Origin of the sequence: Pedobacter riviphilus (assembly GCF_014692875.1) — a bacterium.
In the GTDB taxonomy this organism is placed as follows: domain Bacteria; phylum Bacteroidota; class Bacteroidia; order Sphingobacteriales; family Sphingobacteriaceae; genus Pedobacter; species Pedobacter riviphilus.
This window is the reverse complement of sequence record NZ_CP061171.1, coordinates 3949023-3971766: the sequence shown is the minus strand read 5'-3', so window position 1 is coordinate 3971766 and position 22744 is coordinate 3949023. Positions and strand designations below refer to the sequence as shown.

Sequence of the window (22744 nt, the reverse complement as noted above, 5' to 3'; positions counted from 1 at the left end):
TACACAAACAATGTAAAGATATTTTGAGTATTAGTAAAAATAACCTGATGCTCAGTTATTTAAGTCGAATGGTGAACGTAATTTTCTCTTGGAGTATACTTGTTGGTTTTATAACAGAGGATAAGCAAATAGAAGGTTTCGGTTTAAATTACCTTAGCTTAAGTAATAGTGCCTGATTTTTTTGAGATCATCGTCGAGCTCGTAAATCAACGGAATACCTGTGGGAATTTCTAAAGCCGTAACTTCTTCGTTTGATAAATTATCGATATATTTTATAAGCGCTCTTAGGCTATTTCCATGTGCGGATATAATTACTTTTTCATTTCTGCTTATAGCTGGAACTATAGATTCGTTCCAATAGGGGAGCACCCTGGCGATGGTATCACTCAAGTTTTCAGTTAGCGGTAATTCTTCTGGTTTTAAAAGCTGATAGCGAAGGTCGTTTCCCGGAAACCGTTCATCATCTCTTGTAATTTGAGGTGGTTCTTCATCAGGATCCCTTCTCCACTTATAAACCTGAGCTTCACCATATCTCTCTGCTGTTTCCGCTTTATTTAAACCTTGTAAGGCTCCATAAAAGCGCTCATTCAAGTGCCAGCTCTTATGTTCGGGAATCCATAAATGATCAAGGTCTTCAAGAATAATATGAAGGGTTTTTATCGCTCTTTTTAATAAAGATGTAAAAGCGATATCAAAATTGTAATGATGCTTTTTTAAAATTTCTCCAGCCTTTCTGGCCTCCAGATAGCCATTTTCTGATAAATCTACATCAGTCCAGCCCGTAAAACGGTTTTCCTGATTCCAAACACTCTGTCCATGTCGAATGAGTACGATTTTTTTCATTTATTTATCTTTATATGGAACCTCAGCTTTAAATTAAAAAGGTTTGAAGATAAATCCTCAAACCTCTATATTGTCTCACCTCTTGCTTATTTTTTTGCCTTTTCAATCGTCTCTTTTTGAGCTGTTAAATCCTTATAGTAGAAATAACCACCAAATCCTAAGATGAGGATGATATTACTGATTTTTAAACTATGATCAAGCCAATAATTAAGTGGTGGCACATTACCACTAAAACTCTGTTTAATATTTGGCCAGGAGTTAAGAATGAAAATAACAAAGATCATCAGTAAAACCTTTAAAAAGGTGTTGATAATGATTTTTTGGTGGTTTACTTTTTCCATTATTTAAATTCTCTGAAATCCTGACCGTTGGTAATGTTCAATAGGCTTTCATAAATGAGGCTGATTACGTTGTCAACATCCTCTTTGTGTACCATTTCTACGGTAGTATGCATATAGCGTAGCGGCAGCGAAATTAATGCTGATGGTACACCACCATTCGAATAGGCAAAAGCATCGGTATCGGTTCCGGTAGAACGCGAAGATGCCTGGCGTTGAAATGGAATATGGTTTTTCTCAGCCGTTTTAATCAATAGTTTATTTAAATTGGTTTGCACAGCCGGAGCATACGAAACCACAGGACCTTTACCTGCCGATAAATCACCTTGAATGTTTTTATTAATCATTGGCGTAGTGGTATCGTGCGTTACATCGGTAATAATGGCCACATTTGGCTTAATACGCTGCGCAATCATCTCAGCACCACGTAAACCAATTTCTTCCTGTACAGAGTTTACAATGTATAAGCCAAAAGGAAGTTTTTTCTTGTTCTCTTTTAATAAACGCGCTACTTCGGCAATCATAAAGCCACCCACACGGTTATCTAAGGCACGTCCAACATAATAGCGGTCGTTCAAAACCATAAACTCATCTTCGTAAGTAATTACACAGCCAACATGGATGCCTAATTTTTCTACCTCTTCTTTTGTAGTACAACCACAGTCTAAAAAGATATTTTTTAATTCTGGTGCCTGTTCTTTTTCGCCATGGCGGGTATGGATTGCTGGCCAACCGAATACCGCTTTAACCAATCCTTTTTCGGTATGAATATTTACACGTTTTGAAGGTGCAATCTGATGATCTGAACCGCCATTACGGATTACATATATTAAACCATCTGCAGTAATGTAATTTACATACCACGAAATTTCATCGGCATGTGCTTCTATAACTACTTTAAAAGCAGCTTTAGGATTAATAACACCTACAGCGGTACCGTAGTTATCGATAAAATGTTCGTCGATATATGGTTTTAAATAGTTTAACCAAAGTTTTTGTCCTTCCCATTCGTAGCCCGTAGGCGCAGGATTATTGATGTATTCTTCAAGAAACTGTAGCGATTTTTTAGTAACCACAGCAACATGTTTTTTCTTTTCGTCGTCTTTTTTCTTAGCCATATTAATAGATATGAGATTTGAGTATTCAGATTTGAGACATCATACTCATTTTTAACTTAACTTGATAATTCTTTTTCCATTACCACAAAATCGTAACCATCTTTAAAAAAGGTTTTATCGGTTTCGTGGAAGCCAAATTTAAAATAAAATTCCTTTGCATTTACACGTGCATTGCACCATAGTTTTGTCGCTTTTTGAATTTTACAAAAATCAAGGATATAGGCCATTAGTTGAGAGCCATAACCTGCTTTTTGAGTATCGGGCAGAATGGCCAGTTTACGGAACTGATAAACATCCCCATCATGAAACAGAGAAACTACTCCGGTTAACTTATGATCGAGATATAACCCAAAATGGATGCCATCAAAATCATCAGGAAGCTTAACACGATCAAAAGGTAATTCCGGATACATGGCCTCATGCCTGATCCGCCAGGTTAAAGAAGGGAATATCTGTTCAATCTGAACCATACTTATAATAAAAAGTTAAAGCCTTGCGTTTTTAGATTTCATGAAATTTTTATCGATTAGTTATTTGTTTTTTCTTCCGTAAAACTGATAGATTAAAATATTGAGAACAATTATACCCGTCATTCCATAACAGAACAATGTCCATCCACCTTGATCCCAAAGCCATAAGCCCAAGGCAGAGCCACAGCTGGCACCAATAAAACTTACCGACATAAAAATGGTGTTCAGTCTGTTTCTGGCTTCTGGTATTAAGGTGTAAATTCGGGTCTGGTTGGTTACATGTATGGCCTGCTGACCGATGTCTATGAGTACTATGCCGATTACAAACAGATATAAATGGCTGCCCGTAAAATAAAACAAAGCGATACTAACGATTTGTAATATAAAACCAATCATTAAGTTTTTGCGTGGATTGTTACCATCGCTTAATTTTCCAACCAATGGAGCTGCTAATGCGCCTGCCGCTCCTGCAATTCCAAATAACCCGATCTGTAAAGTCTGGAAATTAAATGGTGGGTTGGCTAAAAACAATACCATGGTAGTCCAAAATGCACTAATTATAGCAAAAGCCAGGAAGTTAATAATCGAGGTCTCCCTTAAGGCAGGTTGGGTTTTAATGTAACCGAACATCGAACGCATGAGTTCTTTATAGGTACCTTTAAAAGCGGGATGGCTTTGTGGAAAACGTTTGGCCATTAAAAAGATCAGCAATCCGCATATTCCCGCTGCGATATAATAAACAGCTCTCCAGCCTAGCCAAAAGCCAATACTACCACTTACCGCCCGTGAGGCTAAAATTCCAACCAGCAAACCACTCATAATCATCCCAATATTGGCCCCTCGATTCTCGTCAGTACTTAGATTAGCCGCTAAGGGTAAAATCAATTGAGGTACAATCGAGCAGGTACCAATTAAAATTGAAGCAACTTCGAGTACAAAAAAGGTATGGGAAATCGCAGCAACCAGTAAGGCGAAAATCGCAAGTCCGGTAATTACGAGGATCTGTTTTTTACGTTCAAACATATCACCCAGTGGCACTAGCAGGAAAAGGCCTAAAGCATAACCAATCTGTGTAAGGTAGGTAATCCTTCCCGCATCGGTTTCGGTAAGATTAAAATCTTTTGCAATTAAAATTACCAAAGGTTGGCAGTAGTAAATATTTGCAACAATTAGGCCTGTGCAAAAAGCCATGAGGAGGATATCGGCGCGTGATAATTTCTGAGTAATCTGCATGTGAGTCTTGAGTCGGAAGTCCACAGTTATGAGTCTTAAGCGGAGAGTTGATTACTACCGGACTATGGACTAATGACTATGGACTGTTTTCTACAAAGGTATATTTCCATGTTTCTTTCTGGGATTATTCACCACCTTATTTTCTAACATCTTAAAAGCTTTTATCAACTTTATGCGGGTGTGGGCTGGTTCAATTACCTCATCAACAAAGCCGCGTTCTGCCGCACGATAGGGGTTGGCAAAGATGTCTGAATATAATTTTTCTTTCTCCAGCCACTTTTCTTCAGGGTTTTCTGCTGAAGTAATTTCTCTTTTAAAAATAATTTCCGCGGCACCTTTTGCACCCATTACCGCAATTTCTGCACTTGGCCAGGCATAGTTCATATCTGCACCAATATGTTTGCTGTTCATTACATCATAAGCACCACCATAAGCTTTTCGGGTAATTACAGTAATGCGTGGTACAGTAGCCTCGCTAAAAGCGTATAATAATTTTGCACCATTGGTGATAATGCCATTCCACTCTTGGTCTGTACCCGGTAAAAATCCCGGAACATCTTCAAATACCAATAATGGAATATTAAAGCAATCGCAAAAGCGCACAAAACGAGCGGCCTTGGTAGAAGAATTACTATCTAAAACACCAGCCAAGTAAGCGGGCTGATTGGCTACTATACCAATACTTCTCCCTGCAAGGCGGGCAAAACCTACCACAATATTTTCAGCATAAGCGGCATGCACTTCTAAAAAGCTATCAATATCGGCTATGGCAGCAATTACTTCACGTATATCATAAGGCTGTGAAGCATTTTCGGGCATAAAAGTGTTTAGTTCCGGTCGACTTTCATCGGCTGCCTCATAAGGTAAATGATCGGCTATTTCCTCACAATTTTGCGGCATATAACTCAGTAGTTTCTTTACATGGTTAATGGCCTCAATTTCATTGGCACAGGCGAAGTGGGTAACGCCTGATTTTGTAGCATGCGTGCTGGCACCTCCTAATTCTTCGGAGGTTACTTCTTCATGCGTTACCGTTTTAACCACATTTGGGCCGGTAACAAACATATAAGAAGTATTCTCTACCATCAAAATAAAATCGGTAATGGCTGGCGAATAAACAGCGCCACCTGCACATGGCCCCATTATGGCTGATAGCTGCGGAATTACACCCGAAGCCTGTACATTTTTATAAAAGATATCGGCATAACCGCCCAAAGAAACAACCCCTTCCTGAATACGTGCACCACCGCTATCATTTAAGCCAATTAATGGTGCCCCATTTTTCATGGCCATATCCATAAGCTTGCAAATTTTCTCTGCGTGGGTTTCAGAGAGTGAACCTCCAAACACGGTGAAATCCTGAGAGAATACATAAGTTAACCTGCCATTAATTGTTCCGTAACCCGTTACCACACCATCACCCAGATATTTTTCCCGTTCCATGCCAAAGTCGGTACTTCGATGGGTAACCATCATACCAATTTCTTCGAAGCTTCCTTCATCCATCAAAAAATGGATGCGCTCGCGGGCTGTAAGTTTACCTTTTTTATGCTGACTGTCGATTCGGGCCTGTCCACCGCCAAGGTTTGCCTGGTTGATTTTATCTTTAAGTAATGCTATTTTTTTGTCCATTGCAATGCTATGAGATTTTAAAATTAAAAATTACTAGCGGTAATACAAGATAAGCGAGGTGTTATTTTATCCGAGCCTAACACGCGATTTTGAGTAAGGCAGATGGCCGGACTATAGTATCTATAAAATGCTGTCCTTTCATTTCCTAAAAGGAAAAATGCTGTCCTTTCATTTCCTAAAAGGAGAAAATATTAAAGAATAGGAAATGGCTGGTTCTGTGCTTTTGGCAGTTTCAGCCCCGCTTTTGTAAAAAATGTAATGGTCTATTTGTTATATTACATTTTTTTTACAGCTTAAAACATTGAAAAACCAATAATCCGTTTATTTTTGTAACCATAAGAATTAAAACAACATTAGAATTTTAGATGTTTTTAAGGAAATACAAGTATTTAATCGTTGCCTCATTCATGTTCATCTTCATGGCGAAGATGGGTATATCTGGTGCGCCGGTATTTTGTACAAGTATTGACAAGGAAATCATGAATGCCGTAATCATGCAAATTGAGTTAGAGCATGAAGGCGGGAAAGATACCGCCAAAGACACTGCAAAGTTTACCGATTTCAAACTTGTTGAACTTAATCATCCAATCTTTTCTTACGAGTTCTCTTCAAGCCATTTCTTTTTGAAGAGCAGTTTTATCGAACATTTTAAAAGATATGTAGATCCATATCATCCTACTGTTCCAACACCGCCGCCTAACTTTATCTAGTTTTTTATTATTTGGGGTAATTGTTGTGCCTACTCACTTGAATGGAGCATAAATGCTGTGTTAAAATTTTTACACTGTATTGCTGCGCTTTCAGAATATGCATTAAGATTCCCCCGCGATTTATTCGTTAAAATTTACTAGATAATTATATCGTTATGCAAAAGTTTAACCCGGCCTTTTCAGGTTCGGACGTGAAGAAATATATTCTTAAAAAGAATTTAAAGAAAGATTTACCTGCAAGTATTGTAGTGTTTTTGGTGGCGTTGCCATTGTGTTTAGGTATTGCACTAGCCTCAGGTGCACCGTTATTTGCGGGTTTAATCACCGGTATTATTGGTGGGGTAGTGGTTGCCTCTTTTAGCGGCTCGCAATTAAGTGTGAGTGGCCCTGCTGCGGGTTTAACCGTTATTGTATTAGGTGCCATCACATCATTGGGCAGTTATCAAACCTTTTTACTTGCAGTTGTACTGGCAGGAGTATTCCAAATGATTTTAGGCCTGGTTAAAGCCGGAACTATTGGTAATTACTTTCCTTCGAGTGTAATTGAGGGGATGCTTGCAGCAATCGGACTGATTTTGATTTTAAAACAGCTGCCACATGCGTTGGGTGTTGATACCGATTTTAGTGGCGACGAAGGATTCTTTCAACAAGATCACGAAAATACTTTTTCTGCGATTACTGCAGCATTAAGCCATTTTAGTTTGGCCGCGGTGGTTATCAGTTTATTATCGATAGCTATTCTGATCGTTTGGCCTAAATTTCCAAAATTGGCGGTTGTACCTGCTCCATTGTTAGTTGTTGCTTTAGGCGTTCTTGGAACTATACTTTTTGCGGGTACAGACCACCCATTACGTGCTGATCAGATGGTAAAAATCCCCGTGGTAAGTGGTTTTGGCGAATTTTTGGGCCTATTTACCATGCCCGATTTCTCTCAGTTGGCTAATAAGAATGTTTATATTACAGCAGCAACTATTGCTGTTGTTGCAAGTTTAGAAACTTTATTAAGCATTGAAGCTGTTGATAAAATAGATCCGATTAAACGTGTATCGCCAACAAACAGAGAGCTAATTGCTCAGGGCTTAGGTAATGTTGCCAGCGGTATGGTGGGTGGTTTACCTATGACATCGGTAATTGTTCGTAGTTCGGCAAACGTAAATGCTGGTGCCAGAACCAAGATGTCGGCTATTTTTCATGGTGTTTGGTTGCTGTTATCGCTGTTGTTTATTCCAGGACTAATTAACATGATTCCATTATCGTGTTTAGCTGCAATTCTTTTGGTAACGGGATACAAATTAACGCGAATCAGCTTATTTAAACACATGTACCACAAAGGCTGGGATCAGTTTGTGCCATTTGTGGTTACGGTATTAGCCGTATTATTTACCGATCTGTTAAAAGGCGTAGCTGTTGGTATGTTGGTTTCGATTTTCTATTTATTGCGTACCAATATGCGTAATCCGTTCTTTTATAGGATATCGAATGATGGCGATAAAAAGCATATCAGGATTAAACTGGCAGAGGAAGTTTCTTTCTTAAATAAAGCAGCGATACAAGTAGTTTTAACGAATATTCCAAAAGAAACAGATGTAATTATTGATGGCTCGAATGCCAGGTATATCGATCCTGATGTATTGGAAACGATTTATAATTACAAACATAATGCCTATACCAAGGGTATTATCGTAACGTTGGAGAATATCCAAAAACATTATACAGTACCAAAATTAAATATTAAAGTAGAAGAAGATATTAATAAATTATAGTTATGTGCGCAAAAACAATAGAAACGAAAGATATAACATACGATAGCTTATTGCAAGGAAATAAGGACTGGGTTAAAGATACGATCGACAGCGATCCTGCTTTTTTTGATAAACTTTCTGAAGGCCAAAGTCCACCGGTATTGTGGATTGGTTGTTCTGATAGCCGCGTGCCTGCAAACCAGATCACAAACACTAAACCGGGCGATATTTTTGTACATAGAAATATTGCCAACGTGGTAGTGCATACGGATATGAATTTACTTTCCGTACTGGATTATTCCATTAATGTATTAAAGGTTAAACATGTTATTGTTTGTGGTCATTACGGCTGCGGTGGCGTAAAAGCTGCATTAGGCAATAAACAGGTTGGTATTATAGACAATTGGCTGAGAAATATCCGCGATGTATACCGTACGCACGAGCGTGAAATGGCTACAATCAAAGATCCTGATCAGCGTTTTGACCGCTTAGTTGAACTAAACGCCATTGAAGGTGCTGCAAATGTAACCAATACATCAATTGTACAGAGTGCCTGGGCCAATGGTCAGGAATTAGCTGTACATGCCTGGGTATACAGTTTAAAAACAGGAATCATTAAAGACATGAAAGTAACCTGTACTTGTCTTGATGACGTTGCTCCTGCGTTTAAAGTAGGATAAAACATCTCCATAGATGTTATTTTTTAGTTGTTAGGTAAAGCCCGGATAAATCCGGGTTTTTATTTTTCTGCGCTATCCGGCATATTCCCCGCATGTCCCTTGTTGCCTTTTTCGGCATCTGTTCTTGCTTCTTCAGATCCAAAATCGCCTCCTCCAAAATTTCGGCCAAGGTTACCAGCATCAGTTTCTACCGTGTTTTTATTTTCTTTAGCATTACTTCGGTGACGGGGAACCAATTGATCTGGCATGTTGGTTTTATCAGCAGTGTTATCTGCCTTTTTATTATCCAGATTTTCGTTGTTATCTTTTGCGTTTTCCATGATCTTCTTTTAAGCTGTTATATAAAACAGCTTAAAAGAAGATTAGTTTTACATCTTTAAACTGGTGTGTAGATCTGGCCGGTTAGAAAAATCAACCAATCGATCTGTTTTATTTAGTTTTCGCTTCTTCGGTACTTAATAAATTTTCCAATTCTTTCACCTTTTCCGGATATTTTAAAGCGAGGTTATTTTTTTCACCCAAATCATCTGTTAGGTTGTACAGCTGCGCTGCTGGTAGGTTTCCACTGTCGGTATGGGTAAGCTTATAAAAAGCTTCTCCCTTCGATGGCCTGATGTATTTCCAGTTATCTTTAACAATTGCCAATTGGTTGCTCTGTTCGATAAAGAAGTCGCGGCCTTTTTGGTCTTTTCCAGTAAAGGCATCCCATACATTTTTACTATCAATTGCATTTCTGCTTTCTAAATTGAAAAAACTGGCAAATGAGGCTAAAAAATCAATTTGTGAAACTAAGGCTCCAGAAACACCGGGTTTGATTTTTGCGGGCCATGAAATAATAAAAGGTTCGCGTGTACCACCTTCTAAAATGCTATATTTTCCTCCACGTAAACTCCCTGCAGGTGTATGACCGTTTAATTTTTCGAAACCCTGGTCTTCGTAACCATCCATAATTACCGGACCGTTATCGCTGCTAAAAATGATTATGGTATTTTTATCAAGCCCCAGGTATTTTAGTTGTTTTGTTATTTCGCCAACAGCCCAATCGAGTTGTAAAATTACGTCGCCGCGATTGCCCAATTCACTTTTGCCTTTAAACATGGTAGTGGATAAACGTGGTACATGTGGTTCGGTTAAAGCATAGTAAAGGAAAAAAGGTTCTTGTTTGTGATCCTCGATAAAATTTTTCGCCTTGGTTAAAAAGGTAAATGGAATTTCCTCGTCAGTCCAGCGGGCCAGTTTGCCTCCTTGCATGTAACCGATACGGCCAATACCGTTTACAATGGTTTGGTTGTGTCCATGGTTAGCTTCAGCAGGCATTTTTAACAGTTCTGGGTGGTCTTTTCCTGTTGGATCGGTACCGATTTGATTTTTATAATCAACTGTAATCGGATCATTAGGGTCTAAACCTACTACCAGTTGATTTTCCATAAAAACGGTCGGAACTCTATCGGCCGTAGCCGGGAAAATAAACGAATAATCAAAGCCGACTTCTTTTGGTCCAGGCTTTACTTCTTTATTCCAGTCTTTTTCTACGGCATTGCCCAAGCCCAAGTGCCACTTGCCAACAAGCCCTGTTTTATAGCCTGCCTGCTGAAAGATTGATGGAAGGGAACTATTATCTGTTGGGATAATTAGTGCGGCATCACCCGGTAAAATGCCTGTTCCTTTTTTACGCCATGCATATCTGCCAGTCATTAGAGAATAGCGCGAAGGGGTACAGGTTGATGCGGTAGCGTGACCATTGGTAAACCGCAGTCCTTGCTTCGCCAATGCGTCGATGTTTGGGGTTTTTATTTTTGTTGCGCCATAACAGCTAAGATCGCCATAACCCAAATCGTCGGCATAGATGATAATTACATTGGGTTTCTTTTGTGCGGTAGCGTAAAAGTTAAAGCTGGCGAGGCCAATAATGAGAGATAATAAAAATTTGTGGTTCATGGTTAGAAAAGGATATCCGGTTAGGCATAAAAAAGGCCAAACAATCATGCTTGGCCCTGTATGTAAATATTAATCTTCTGCTAAGAATGGGTAACGATAATCTGTTGGAGGATTAAAGGTTTCTTTAATGGTACGAGGAGAAACCCAACGCAACAAATTAATCATCGCACCAGCTTTGTCGTTTGTGCCCGATCCTCTGGCACCGCCAAATGGCTGTTGTCCAACTACTGCACCTGTACATTTATCGTTAATGTAAAAATTACCGGCTGAGTTGCGCAATGCGTAACTGGCTTTTTCTATAGCATATCTATCTTGTGATAAAATAGCCCCAGTTAATGCATAAGGTGAAGTGGTATCGATTATTTCTAAAATCTGGTCAAATTCTTGATCTTCATATACGTATACAGATAATACCGGACCAAAAAGTTCCTCACACATGGTGGTGTATTTCGGATCGTCAACAACTAATACGGTAGGTTCAATAAAATAACCTTTGCTTTTATCGTAATTGCCACCGGCAATAACTTCTACACCTTTATCTTTTTTAGCCTGATCAATATATTTAGCCAATTTATCGAAAGAACGCTCATCAATAACTGCATTAATAAAGTTGCTGAAATCTTCTGTTCCGCCCATTTTAAACGAAGCTAAATCTCTGATTATTAATTTTTTAATCTCAGGCCACAGACTTTGTGGGATATAAGTGCGGCTAGCAGCAGAACATTTTTGGCCCTGATATTCGAACGCACCTCTAACAATTGCAGTAACCGAAGCAGCAACATCTGCACTTGGATGAACCAGGATAAAATCTTTACCACCAGTTTCACCAACTATGCGTGGATATGATTTGTATTTATGGATGTTTGTTCCGATTGTTTTCCAAATTTCCTGAAAAACTTTTGTTGAGCCTGTAAAGTGGATACCAGCAAAATCAGCATGATTAAAAATCACATCGCCAACTTCCGGACCATCAGCAAAAATAAGATTAATTACACCGTTAGGTAAGCCTGCTTCGCGGAAAACCTGCATAATTACATTAGCAGCGTAAACTTGGGTATCTGCAGGTTTCCAAACAACCACATTACCCATCATAGCTACACAAGCAGGTAAATTACCAGCAATTGCGGTAAAGTTGAAAGGTGTTAAAGCAAATATAAAACCCTCTAAAGGACGTTGTTCTGTTCTGTTCCACATGCCATTTGGCGATACAGGCGGTTGTTGGCCATAAATATCATGCATGTAACTTACGTTAAAACGCAAGAAATCAACCAGTTCGCAAGCAGCATCAATTTCAGCCTGGTAGGCATTTTTACTTTGCCCAAGCATGGTTGCTGCATTAATTTGGTAGCGGTATTTTGTAGCAAACAAATCGGCAGCTTTCATAAAAATAGCAGCTCTATGTTCCCAAGCTAAAGCTTCCCAATCTGCCTTGGCGGCCAAAGCAGCGTCTATGGCTTGTTTTACATGGCTTTTATCGCCATAACTAAAGGTAGCCAGTACATGTTGGTGATCGTGTGGAGCAACTACTTTCTTTTTATTTTTAGTATGTACCTCTTGTCCGCCAATAAACATCGGAATATCCAATTGTTTAGAACGGGCATCGGCAATAGCCTCTTTTAAAAGCAAACGTTCTTTTGTGCCTGGCGCATAGCTGTTAATGGGCTCGTTAACCGGGGTAGGTACGTTAAAAAATCCTTTAAGCATATTTTATTTTTTATGATTTGGACAAAGATAATGCTTTTTGGGGTAGGCAATTCTATTATTCTGTAAAGAAAAATAGAGCAAACGTTTGACTGTGTAATTGAATGGTGGGAAGGGTTAATTAAAGGGAGATTGTAGTTAAAATTTAGCTAGTGTTAGGCCGATTGGATTTGTTAAGGATTATTATGATATTAGCTGTAACGCTTTTTATCTTGATCACTAATGAGACTTATATATCTATCGATTATCTTCCTGTTATTTACCAGCTCGTCCTTTTGTCAAATAAATGATAAAAGTATTCTGATCAGGCAACTTGATTCTATTGGGCGATTAGATCAGGTTTATAGAGGCCAGCTTAACGATATCAGGAACCGCTTTGCAGATGATAGTCTTAAATTAAAAGATACACTGCGTAAACATTTTGAGTTGATCAATAAAGTAGACTCTTTGAACCTGATTACGGTATCACAAATTATTGATCAATACGGCTGGTTGAGTGCCGATGAAATAGGGGAGGCTGCCAACTCAGCCTTATTCATAGTGATCCAACATGCAGATTTGAAAACACAGGAAAAATACTTGCCTATTATGAGAATTGCTGCAAAGAATAAAAGACTAAAAGCCACCAGTTTGGCGCTGCTCGAAGATAGGATCGCGATGTTTCAGGGGAGGAAACAGATTTATGGAAGTCAGATAGCCTGGAATATGCAGACCAATAAATATACCATTATGCCAATGATCGATCCTGATCATGTTGATAACCGAAGGGCAGATATAGGGCTTGGATCTTACACCGCTTATCTGATTGATATGGGTATTGTATGGAATGTTGAACAATATAAAAAAGATCTGCCTCAGATAGAAGAATGGCATAAAAAGATGATGAACCGAAATAAATCTAAATACTGAAACTCACTTCTGTTTAATCTGCTCTTTTTATCTTTTTTATATGTGAGAAAAAGCTTTAAACACTCTCATTTGTTTTTCCTGGACGTCGCAAATATCGCAGGTGTTTCAATCTCTACTAATGTTATGCGCTTTTCTCTATGATCAGGAAATCAGCTTTTGTTTCATCATCTCTAAAAAATCTTTCCGGTAAGTTTCTCCGATCAATATTTCTGCAGAAATCCCTTTTAAGATAATCCTGTTTCCGTCTATTGAGGTGATTTTATTTAGTGCCACTATAAACGATTTCTGCACACGGATAAATTGCGCTTTGGGCAATCTTTCCTCTACATCTTTCATGGTTAGGAGTGCAAGCGTTCTGATGCCATTGTGGTGGAAAGCAATATAATTTTTCATGCCTTCAACAAAATCGATTTCGGCAATATTAATTTTCAGCATTTTACCTTTAGCCTCTGTTTTAACCATGAAATAATCATCATCCTGCTGGTTCACGGGGGCATGAACTTTTTTAGTGTTAATAATCTTTTGAGCCTTGTTTATGGCTTGTAAAAAACGGGGCAGGGGGATAGGCTTAACTAAATAATCAACTACATCCAGATCAAAACCAGCAGTGGCAAACTCCTTATAGGCAGTGGTAAGTATCACCTGTACCTCTTTGTTATTCATCGTTTGGATGAAATCAATGCCTGATATTTCTGGCATATGAATATCTAAAAAAATGAGATCGACTGGGTTGCTGCTTAAAAAACTCAGGGCATCAATCGGATTGGTAAATGTTGCAGTAATCTGTATTGCAGCAACAGATTTTAGATAATGTTGTATTACTTCAATGGCATGGTCTTCGTCATCAACAATAATGCAGTTAATCATGAGGTGTATGGTTGAGGTTTAATTTGTGGTAACTTGAAATGTTCTAAAAAACGTAAATTATCAAGTGAACTGGGTTTTTCTTGATGATCGGTTGCTTTATTGTAAGGTAAAATTAATTCGAGACTATAATCAATCTCAGTTTCGTTAATTGTTAATGCAAAGCCCTTTTTGTAGTGATTGGCAAGACGTTTTTTTATGTTTTCCATGCCTATACCGCTTGACAGTTCTTTAGGTCCGTTTTTCTTTTTATTCCATGTACTGAGTTGGATGTTTTGGTTTATTTCATCAATGCTTAAGGCTATTTTAACTGGATGCGCTTGATCTGTACAATTGCCATGTTTTAAGATATTCTCTACAATAGTAATTAGAATTAATGGAATCAGTCTTACATTGTCGGTACTTCCATTCACACTAAAATCAATCTGTAACTTGTTATTGAAACGAAGCTGATTAATTTTAATCACGTTGTTAATATGCCCAATTTCTTCGTCGATTAAAGTCATACGGTCATCTTTGTCCATTTCGAGCGAATAGCGCATAATTTCACTCAGGGTCATAATGCCATCAGCTAATTCTTGCGATAAGGGCAACGATTTTGCAAAAAAGAAGTTGAGCGTATTGTTTAAAAAGTGTGGATTAATCTGTGCCCGGAGAAAAGCATATTCTGCTTCATGTTTTTCTTTTTCGATGAGGCGTAGTTTTTTTTGATGTTTAATTCCCTCATTCGCGAAATAGTAACCGATACCTAAAATAGAATACCTAATAAAGACCCATAATACTGAGGCACCAAAATGTATGAAATTAAATGGGGGTGGGGGTGGACCAACTGCACTTATAAGCGGCCTTATATGATGCCCCGTAATATACCAATTTCCAAAAGAGAAGGCAAAGGCTAGAATTAGCCCTAATATTAACAGCAAGGGTTTTAATGGATTGCCATATTTAGAACAGACCAAAATGCATAAATAAACTGTACAAATATTAGGGAATTGAGTGAAAAAGACATCCGCAATGCTAAAAAAATAGGTTGTTGGATCTTTTGCATATTCTAAAAGATTGCCTAGCAACATGTATGCAATCCAAAAAAGGATATGATAGATAATTATTTTTTTATGTTTATTTTTCACAGTTAATTATTTTTATAGTTTTTTACAAAACTTACCCAATCTTTTTCGCTATCAGGTATCCTAACATTTGGAGCTATTCCTATATTATCTAACGGTCGTTTTATGGTATGCAATGATTTTGCGACTGGATAAATAAGTGTAAAAATAGAACAAGGCGGGTGGGTAATAGCGATTTCACCATAGTCAACCATACCAGCAGTATTTTGACCAAATAAGGTAACCTTTTTACTCTGTTCTGCTCTCAAAATGAAATACTCTCCACTACTTGCAGTATTTCCGTTAATTAGAATAGAAATACGCTCCGGATTTTTTAACGTTTTTGATAGTTTTATAGTTTCAGGCTTGTATAAATAATAGATTTCTCCTAAATGTGCTCTTAATTTTTTGTTGTTTTCCTGTATTTTTTTCTTTGTGGCTGCACTTGATAATGAGTAATCCTTTTCATAACAATCACGGATATTATCTTCTGTAGCTAATACTACACCACCATCAATGTGAATAGGATTTGTATATAAGTATGGAATAAATTTTTCGAAACAACTTGTAGTTCCACCCGGGTTATCTCTGACGTCGACAATTAAGTGTTTGGTATGTGCCAAATTAGCTTTATTACTATCAATGAGACTATCTATCTTGTGTTTATATTTAATATCGAATGAGGCAAATGTAAGTAAAGAAGTTTGCTCATCTAAAACTTTAAAACTTGAGCTTAAATCTGGAACAAGAGTTTTAGTAGGAGAAACCGCCTTTGTTTTTTTTTCTCCCCTTTTCCACTTCCCAAAAAAACCAAAATCTAAAAGATCTTTTTGTGCAATTAATGTAGGGTAGTTAACAGAATGATCACCTCCACTAAAATAAATAGTTTTATACTGATTGTTGATTCTAGCAATTTTAAATTTTATTTGTTGTGGCATCCACCTTGCGCTATCTGCCTCTATTACAAAGCCAATAAATTCAGTAACTGTTTTTGTTTCGTCTTTAACAATCCCGATTTCGTACATCCCATAATTCCAGATTCCCTCAATGCCATCTAGAGCTTCTTTATTTTGCTTAAGGTAAGACTTAAATGCGTTTTCCGTCCAATTGGTTTTTTCTTCATTTGCAAAAAACACCCTAACGGAGTCAGGAGAAAGTTTGCTAAAATCCATCCCAAAATCGATGTGTTTATCTTTGAAAAAACTGAGCCATTCTCTAATTAAGCCTAAGCATTTGTATGAATTAGAGGATGAGGCAACAAGCTGTAAACTGTCGGTAAACTTTTTAAATTGTAATTGATTTGAAGAATTTACTTTGTCAGGATAGCCAATATAATTTTTCTTAATTTTTTCTACGATGAATCGGAAATTATCATCACAGTTACAATTCTGAGCTTTTGAAGCAAGTGTTGAAAGAAATAAACAAAGAAAACAAGCTAGATACTTCATTATAAAATGGGGACCTTAATTAAAATTTTGTAATGTAGTGAGATATGATTTATTCCGGAACAAGTTACAATATAAAAATATTATTCGCTTACTGTGTTAGCTATAGTTTTGTTAGGACAAGCTGGATCCCCTGACAAGCCGCTTCCCCCTGTTGTTGTCTCTCCTCCATAAATTTTTCTCATTTGCTCCTTAGTTAAATTGGTAAGATAGTTCTTCTTAAAAATAAACACAGTCTTTTTTTCTAATTTTTTGTTTTTCATAATTGTATTTTAATGAGTAGTTAAGTAAATGTGTTTAAAAGTGTTATTTCTGAATGCAATTGTCAAAAAATATACACCAAACGGTCATTTATCTATACCAAACCAATAAATTGTATGGTTTAAAATAATAAACCATTGTTTAGTTTTATACTTCTTTACAAAATCAATCCAATTGGTGGAAATCTTGCTGGTTTAATAATTTAGATTACAATTATAGTCGATATTTATATTTAAAGGACGAACTATTTTAAAATACATATTTGTATTATCTTATGTATAGGTTAATGTAGCATCTGGATTAATTCAATATTGACTATTTCAGCTGTTATTATCTCTTTTTGTCCTTAGAAAAAGGCTTTTAGTGTATCTTTTTTTTAAATCGAATTTTAATATCCAATACTTGTTTCATGTTAGGCCAACATGGGCGGATCTGAAAAGCCTTTAACGAGTAGGGAACAAAATTTAAATTAAACGAAATGAAAAAATTAGAATTAAAACACTTTGGTGTTCAGGAGATGAATGCTAAAAGCAGGGTAGAAATAGGCGGGGGCGATACAGGATACAGACCAGGGATAAGTTTCGGAGATTCTTATTGGTTTGGCTCATCCGGCGGTTATAGTGACAGCTCTGGCTTTCATCCAGATAGACCTGCCGATTGGGTTGATATCTATTTTGGACAAGCTGCATATTAACGTCTTTTGAACTTATTTTAAAAATAAATAAGTTCATCTTTTGAATTGTAACTTAGTATCTTAGTCAAATAAAGCAACCAGATAGCAATATGAAAATTATTTTGAAGAAAATACAAGAGGTAAAAACAGTTTTATTTATATTATGCTTGACCAGTACTTTGCTATTTTCCACTGCTTTTGTTAATCAAAGTAAGATTGACGCTGACTTGAATCACATTGCACAAATAAAAAAAGATTCAATAACATGGTCAGCAAGTAACACTGCGAAATTGAGTAAGGATAAATCTATTATAACATTGAATGGAAATGCAAAATTTAAATGTAAGAATTTTAGTATTGAAGCTGATGAAATAATCTTTAATAAAAAAAGTGAGAAAATTTTTGCTAAAAACTATACCATGAAAACTGCTGGGACAGATAGCATACGTAAGGGAAGTTATGGAGAGTTTTCGGTTAAATAGAAATATTTTTTTCGACTAATTTTAGACGCCAAGCAAGTGAAGATTTACAAATGATTTCGTTTGGAATAATTTGTATATTATTAATAATCTACTTTTTAATTCAAAAAGTAAAAGGCATTTAACTAAATAAGATAAAAATTTATGGAAAATCCATTAATAAAGAGAAATGAAAATTTAATCAATACCATTTTTATACTTTTGCTATTATTTATATTCCTTTATGATAATAGAGTAGAATTTTTTAATGGTATGCTTGCAGGCCTAAACGATTTTGTTAATTAAATCAGTTATTTAAAACAGATAGGATAGTATTATCTCCCTTCAAAAAGATCTAAATTGCATGAAAATATTTAACCTACGAAGTATTTAGATACATTGTAGGTTTTTTATTGGAAATTTCTCAACTTTTGATTCTTTAACTAAACTATTTAATTATTAACCTTCCTAGCATAAGTTTTTGTCCTTCGATTAAAAACCTTCTTCTCTTGTTCCGTTAATCTATCAATGTTTTGCTTTTTTCGTCCTTACGAAATGCCCGTTGGTGTATATTTTTTAAGTGATGAATTCTAAAATTAGATACTTGCTTTATGTTAGGCCAGCGTAGGCGGAATCTGAAAAGCCTTTAATGAGTAAGAATGGTTGAAAAAATGAATCTCAAATGAAAAGAATCGAATTAGAATCTCTTGAAGTTATTGAATTAAGTAAGCAGGAAATAATAAATATAGAGGGTGGAAAAGTTCCTTTATGGCTTTACTTTGTTGCGCCGGGAACTGCCTATTTGGTAGAGAAATTTGAAAAAGGTTGTGAGTGTAACGTTTTAAATTAAATAATAATGAAAATAGAAATTAATAAATTCGGAATAGAAGAACTTACAGCAGAAGAAGTGGAGCAAGTTAATGGTGGTTTCTGGGCAGTACTGGCCGCTGTTGCAGGTGTTGTTTACTTAGCTGGAGAAATTGCTGAGTCGGCTGGCAGAGCTTATAAAAAAAGTTTATAAAATATTCCTTTCAAAGGAAGTTGCCCCGATCTGCATTCTCGTGCTGATCGGGTTTTTTATTTAGTAAAAGAGTGCTTTCATCCCTACAATCCCCCTTTTCGTGTATCTTTTTTCTGGTATAAATTAATAATCACAAACTTGGCCTTAACCAAGCCAATTGATGATTATGCCTTTTATAGAAGATGCCAATTTCGAAGATAACTCCATCATTTTTTTACACGATACCAAGGTACGAACACAAATTATTTATTCTGCCACAATCCTATTCATTCTTGTGGCTTTAGCTGCCTTACCTTTTATTTATACAACAGTAAGCGTTAAGGGCAATGGTTCTTTGCAGAGTAATATCGAAAGAACAGAATTGCTAGCACCTGTGGCAGGGAAAATTACCTTGATTAATTTAACCGATAACAAAAAAATAAAAAAAGGGCAACTCCTTTTAAATATAGACCCTACCATACCTGAAACACAAAATGTGATTTTGAATAATCGTTCTGGTGAATTAAAAAATTTATTAAATGATGCGCTCCTCGTTTTAAAACTGGTCGACTTAAGCAATGCAGGGCAACCTGCATTGCGAACCGGCCTGTATGCGGCAAGTTGGCAACAATACGCAGAACAGATTCAAAATGCTTTAAATGCCCGCGAACAGGCCTACAAGATTTATAAAAGGTATGAAACATTATATAACAAGAAGGTTGTTACCGAAGCAGAGTATGAGCAATATAAGTTTAATTACGATCAGGCGCTTTCTGATTTTAATCTGGTGACTAAAAAGTACAAAACACAATGGCAAACAGAATCTAATCAATATAGAAAGGAATTAAAAGATCTAGATAGTCAGAAAATCCAGCTAACCGAACAGGAGAAATTATATCATTTGAACGCAGGAGTGTCCGGAACGGTGCAAAACCTATCTGGTTTACAATTGGGCTCTTTCATTACGGCCAATCAGAAAGTTGGCGAGATATCGCCTGATAGTGCTTTGCTGGCCATCTGTTATATTAAACCTGCTGATATCGGTTTAATAAAAGCTGGCCAAACGGTCAGGTTTCAGATCGACGCTTTTAACTATAACCAATGGGGCCTGCTTGCTGGTGTAGTAGCCGACATTTCTGACGATATTATATTGATTAACCAAAGTCCTTATTTTAAAGTGAAGTGTAAATTAAACCAGGATTATTTAAAGTTAAAAAACGGTTATAAAGGCCAGGTAAAAAAGGGGATGACCTTTAACGCACACTTTACTATTGCAAAACGAAACTTGTATCAATTGCTTTATGATAAAGTTGACGACTGGTTAAATCCAAATGGAGCTAAAAGCTAAAAGACCAAAGCAGAAAATTTTCAAACCTTCAACCTCGCATCTCTAGTCTCAAATCTAATATCTCCCATCTAATGTCTGCACTAATAAAACAACGCGATATTACCGATTGTGGCGCTGCTTGTTTGGCATCTATAGCTGCTTTTTATAAATTGAAAATGCCTGTTGCGCGCATCCGCCAATTGGCCAGTACCGATCAAAAAGGAACCAATGTTTTAGGTTTGATAGAAGCGGCCAGCAAACTGGGTTTTGAAGCAAAAGGGGTAAAGGGCAATTTAGGTAGCCTTTCTAAAATTCCACTACCGGCCATTGCCCATGTGGTGGTAAAGAAGCAATTACAGCATTATGTAGTGATTTATAAGGTAACTGATAAATACATTGAAGTAATGGACCCGGGTGATGGGAAAAAACACCGTAAAACTATTGACGAATTTACAAGTGAATGGACAGGCGTATTGGTTCTGTTGTTACCTGATGAGGGGTTTAAACAAGGCAATGAAAAGGTTGATACGAGAAGCCGCTTTTGGAACCTGATTAAACCGCATAAAAGTATTGTAACACAGGCACTTTTTGGTGCCTTAATTTATACCATACTTGGACTATCTACCTCGGTTTTTGTTCAAAAGATAACCGACCATATTTTGGTAGAAGGTAACCGGAACCTGCTTAATTTAATGAGCTTAATGATGGTGGCCATTTTAGCCCTGCAATTATTTATTGGTACGGCTAAAACTATTTTTACCATCCGCACGGGGCAGCAGATCGATGCCCGGTTGATATTGGGCTACTACAAACACCTCTTAAAACTGCCTCAACAGTTTTTCGATACCATGCGGGTGGGCGAAATTATCTCTAGGGTAAACGATGCGGTTAAAATAAGGGCTTTTATAAACGACGTTTCCATTAACCTGGTGGTAAACGGCTTTATTGTTGTATTCTCTTTTATTTTAATGTTCAGTTACTATTGGAAGCTGGCTTTAATGATGTTGGCGGTTATTCCCTTGTATTTATTGATTTATTTCATCAGCAATAAATTAAATAGGAAAATGCAGCGGAAGCTGATGGAGGAGTCCGCAGAGTTAGAATCGCAATTGGTAGAGGGCTTAAATAATGTAGCCACCATTAAAAGATTTGGCCTTGAAAGGTTTTCCAATGAAAAAACCGAAACTCATTTTATTGGCTTGCTCAGAACAATTTATAAATCAGGATTAAACTCCGTTTTTTCTGGCACCTCCACCGAGGTTATTGCCCGTATGCTCACTATCATTTTGCTTTGGGTAGGTGCAGGTTATGTTTTAGATGGAGAGATTACCCCTGGCGAATTATTTTCTTTCTATACGCTTATTGGTTACTTTACTGGTCCGGCAACTTCTTTAATTGGCGCAAATAAATCTATCCAGGATGCCATGATCGCCTCCGATCGTTTGTTCGAAATTATGGACCTGGAGATTGAACAAAATTCGTCGAGCGTTTTTCTTACTAAAGAATTAATGGGCGATATCAGGTTTGAACATGTAGCTTTCAGGTATGGCAGTCGTGTAAATGTATTTGATGATTTAAACCTAAAGATTAAGGCTGGAAGTTTTACGGCTATTGTAGGAGAGAGCGGATCTGGCAAGTCTACCCTAATGTCATTACTTCAAAATATTTACCCTATACAATCGGGTAATATTTTTATCGGTAATCATGCACTTAAATATTTAAACAATGCCTCGTTAAGAGGTTTACTAAGCGTTGTACCCCAAAAAATTGATCTTTTTGCAGGTAACGTAATCGAAAATATTGCCATTGGCGATTATGAACCCAATATGCAGCAGATTATCAACATCTGTACACAACTGGGTATTTTAGAATTTATAGAGGCATTGCCAGAAGGATTTCAAACCTACCTGGGCGAAAATGGTGCTTCTTTATCTGGCGGACAAAAACAACGTATCGCCATAGCAAGGGCACTTTACCGTAACCCTGAAATTTTAATTTTGGATGAGGCTACTTCTTCATTGGATTCGGCTTCGGAACAATATGTGCAGCGAACAATTGATTTGTTGAGGATGCAAAAGAAAACGATCATCATCATTGCGCATCGGTTACCTACGATTAGAAAAGCTGATCAGATTATTGTATTAGATAAAGGAAAGGTTGTAGAAGAGGGGAGCCATACTGAAATGATGATTGCAAATGGCCATTACGCCAATTTATGGAAACAGCAATTTGGCGATGATGACCTAACAAGTTTGATAACACCCGCGCTGGAGTTTGTAAAAGATAGCATTTAATC

General features: G+C 37.0%; 23 protein-coding genes. 10 read left to right on the top strand and 13 right to left on the bottom strand.

Annotated features, from left to right (window positions below; translation table 11 throughout):
* Positions 1-153: 153 nt before the first annotated feature.
* The 6 genes from gpmA to H9N25_RS16180 all read right to left on the bottom strand — a co-directional run bounded on the left by gpmA (position 154) and on the right by H9N25_RS16180 (position 5634).
* Positions 154-843 (bottom strand): 2,3-diphosphoglycerate-dependent phosphoglycerate mutase, encoded by a 690-nt coding sequence (gene gpmA / locus H9N25_RS16205; protein WP_190326562.1) that lies wholly within the window; start codon positions 841-843, stop codon positions 154-156.
* Between the two features lie 86 nt (positions 844-929).
* Positions 930-1184 (bottom strand): hypothetical protein, encoded by a 255-nt coding sequence (locus tag H9N25_RS16200; RefSeq protein WP_190326561.1) that lies wholly within the window; start codon positions 1182-1184, stop codon positions 930-932.
* Positions 1184-2299 carry a M42 family metallopeptidase gene (locus H9N25_RS16195; protein ID WP_167296973.1) on the bottom strand — a complete coding sequence of 372 codons (1116 nt, stop codon included), beginning with the start codon at positions 2297-2299 and terminating at the stop codon, positions 1184-1186. The genes H9N25_RS16200 and H9N25_RS16195 overlap by 1 nt, the downstream gene beginning before the upstream one ends.
* Before the next feature lie 56 nt (positions 2300-2355).
* Positions 2356-2769: a GNAT family N-acetyltransferase gene (locus H9N25_RS16190; protein ID WP_208399017.1), complete on the bottom strand. Its 414-nt coding sequence runs from the start codon at positions 2767-2769 to the stop codon at positions 2356-2358.
* A gap of 60 nt (positions 2770-2829) precedes the next feature.
* Positions 2830-4002 (bottom strand): MFS transporter, encoded by a 1173-nt coding sequence (locus H9N25_RS16185; protein WP_223833411.1) that lies wholly within the window; start codon positions 4000-4002, stop codon positions 2830-2832.
* A gap of 90 nt (positions 4003-4092) precedes the next feature.
* Positions 4093-5634, bottom strand: coding sequence for an acyl-CoA carboxylase subunit beta (locus tag H9N25_RS16180; RefSeq protein ID WP_190326560.1), 1542 nt, complete (start codon positions 5632-5634; stop codon positions 4093-4095).
* Positions 5635-6041: 407 nt separating this feature from the next.
* On the opposite strand from H9N25_RS16180, the gene H9N25_RS16175 reads away from it, so the two are divergent.
* From H9N25_RS16175 to can, 3 genes are all read left to right on the top strand, one after another.
* Positions 6042-6344, top strand: coding sequence for a hypothetical protein (locus H9N25_RS16175; RefSeq protein ID WP_223833410.1), 303 nt, complete (start codon positions 6042-6044; stop codon positions 6342-6344).
* Between the two features lie 155 nt (positions 6345-6499).
* On the top strand, positions 6500-8107 hold the full coding sequence (locus H9N25_RS16170) for a SulP family inorganic anion transporter (RefSeq protein WP_167296970.1): 1608 nt from the start codon (positions 6500-6502) through the stop codon (positions 8105-8107).
* Between the two features lie 2 nt (positions 8108-8109).
* A complete protein-coding gene (gene can, locus H9N25_RS16165; RefSeq protein WP_167296969.1) occupies positions 8110-8766 on the top strand; it encodes a carbonate dehydratase in 657 nt (218 codons plus the stop codon).
* Positions 8767-8825: 59 nt separating this feature from the next.
* Here can and H9N25_RS16160 read toward each other — a convergent pair whose 3' ends face one another.
* From H9N25_RS16160 to pruA, 3 genes are all read right to left on the bottom strand, one after another.
* On the bottom strand, positions 8826-9086 hold the full coding sequence (locus H9N25_RS16160; protein WP_190326559.1) for a hypothetical protein: 261 nt from the start codon (positions 9084-9086) through the stop codon (positions 8826-8828).
* Between the two features lie 109 nt (positions 9087-9195).
* Positions 9196-10704, bottom strand: coding sequence for a sulfatase family protein (locus H9N25_RS16155; protein ID WP_190326558.1), 1509 nt, complete (start codon positions 10702-10704; stop codon positions 9196-9198).
* Between the two features lie 69 nt (positions 10705-10773).
* Complete coding sequence (gene pruA, locus H9N25_RS16150) at positions 10774-12408, bottom strand: L-glutamate gamma-semialdehyde dehydrogenase (protein WP_190326557.1); 1635 nt, start codon at positions 12406-12408, stop codon at positions 10774-10776.
* 219 nt (positions 12409-12627) lie between these two features.
* Between pruA and H9N25_RS16145 the strand changes: the two genes are divergently transcribed.
* A complete protein-coding gene (locus H9N25_RS16145) occupies positions 12628-13314 on the top strand; it encodes a DUF6624 domain-containing protein (RefSeq protein WP_190326556.1) in 687 nt (228 codons plus the stop codon).
* A gap of 141 nt (positions 13315-13455) precedes the next feature.
* Here the strand turns inward: H9N25_RS16145 and H9N25_RS16140 are convergent, their stop codons facing one another.
* The 4 genes from H9N25_RS16140 to H9N25_RS16125 form a co-directional block, all read right to left on the bottom strand.
* Complete coding sequence (locus tag H9N25_RS16140) at positions 13456-14181, bottom strand: LytR/AlgR family response regulator transcription factor (RefSeq protein WP_190326555.1); 726 nt, start codon at positions 14179-14181, stop codon at positions 13456-13458.
* Positions 14178-15101: a sensor histidine kinase gene (locus H9N25_RS16135; protein WP_167296964.1), complete on the bottom strand. Its 924-nt coding sequence runs from the start codon at positions 15099-15101 to the stop codon at positions 14178-14180. The genes H9N25_RS16140 and H9N25_RS16135 overlap by 4 nt, the downstream gene beginning before the upstream one ends.
* Before the next feature lie 209 nt (positions 15102-15310).
* Positions 15311-16732: a S41 family peptidase gene (locus H9N25_RS16130; RefSeq protein WP_190326554.1), complete on the bottom strand. Its 1422-nt coding sequence runs from the start codon at positions 16730-16732 to the stop codon at positions 15311-15313.
* An 80-nt stretch (positions 16733-16812) separates the two neighbouring features.
* On the bottom strand, positions 16813-16992 hold the full coding sequence (locus H9N25_RS16125; protein WP_190326553.1) for a hypothetical protein: 180 nt from the start codon (positions 16990-16992) through the stop codon (positions 16813-16815).
* A gap of 476 nt (positions 16993-17468) precedes the next feature.
* Between H9N25_RS16125 and H9N25_RS16120 the strand changes: the two genes are divergently transcribed.
* From H9N25_RS16120 to H9N25_RS16095, 6 genes are all read left to right on the top strand, one after another.
* Positions 17469-17684: a hypothetical protein gene (locus H9N25_RS16120; protein WP_190326552.1), complete on the top strand. Its 216-nt coding sequence runs from the start codon at positions 17469-17471 to the stop codon at positions 17682-17684.
* Between the two features lie 89 nt (positions 17685-17773).
* Positions 17774-18145, top strand: coding sequence for an LptA/OstA family protein (locus H9N25_RS16115; protein WP_190326551.1), 372 nt, complete (start codon positions 17774-17776; stop codon positions 18143-18145).
* Between the two features lie 658 nt (positions 18146-18803).
* Positions 18804-18971 carry a hypothetical protein gene (locus H9N25_RS16110; protein WP_190326550.1) on the top strand — a complete coding sequence of 56 codons (168 nt, stop codon included), beginning with the start codon at positions 18804-18806 and terminating at the stop codon, positions 18969-18971.
* Positions 18972-18977: 6 nt separating this feature from the next.
* Positions 18978-19142 (top strand): class IIb bacteriocin, lactobin A/cerein 7B family, encoded by a 165-nt coding sequence (locus H9N25_RS16105; protein WP_190326549.1) that lies wholly within the window; start codon positions 18978-18980, stop codon positions 19140-19142.
* A 160-nt stretch (positions 19143-19302) separates the two neighbouring features.
* Positions 19303-20469, top strand: coding sequence for an HlyD family secretion protein (locus H9N25_RS16100; RefSeq protein ID WP_223833409.1), 1167 nt, complete (start codon positions 19303-19305; stop codon positions 20467-20469).
* 71 nt (positions 20470-20540) lie between these two features.
* Positions 20541-22742 carry a peptidase domain-containing ABC transporter gene (locus tag H9N25_RS16095; RefSeq protein ID WP_190326547.1) on the top strand — a complete coding sequence of 734 codons (2202 nt, stop codon included), beginning with the start codon at positions 20541-20543 and terminating at the stop codon, positions 22740-22742.
* Positions 22743-22744 lie beyond the last annotated feature (2 nt).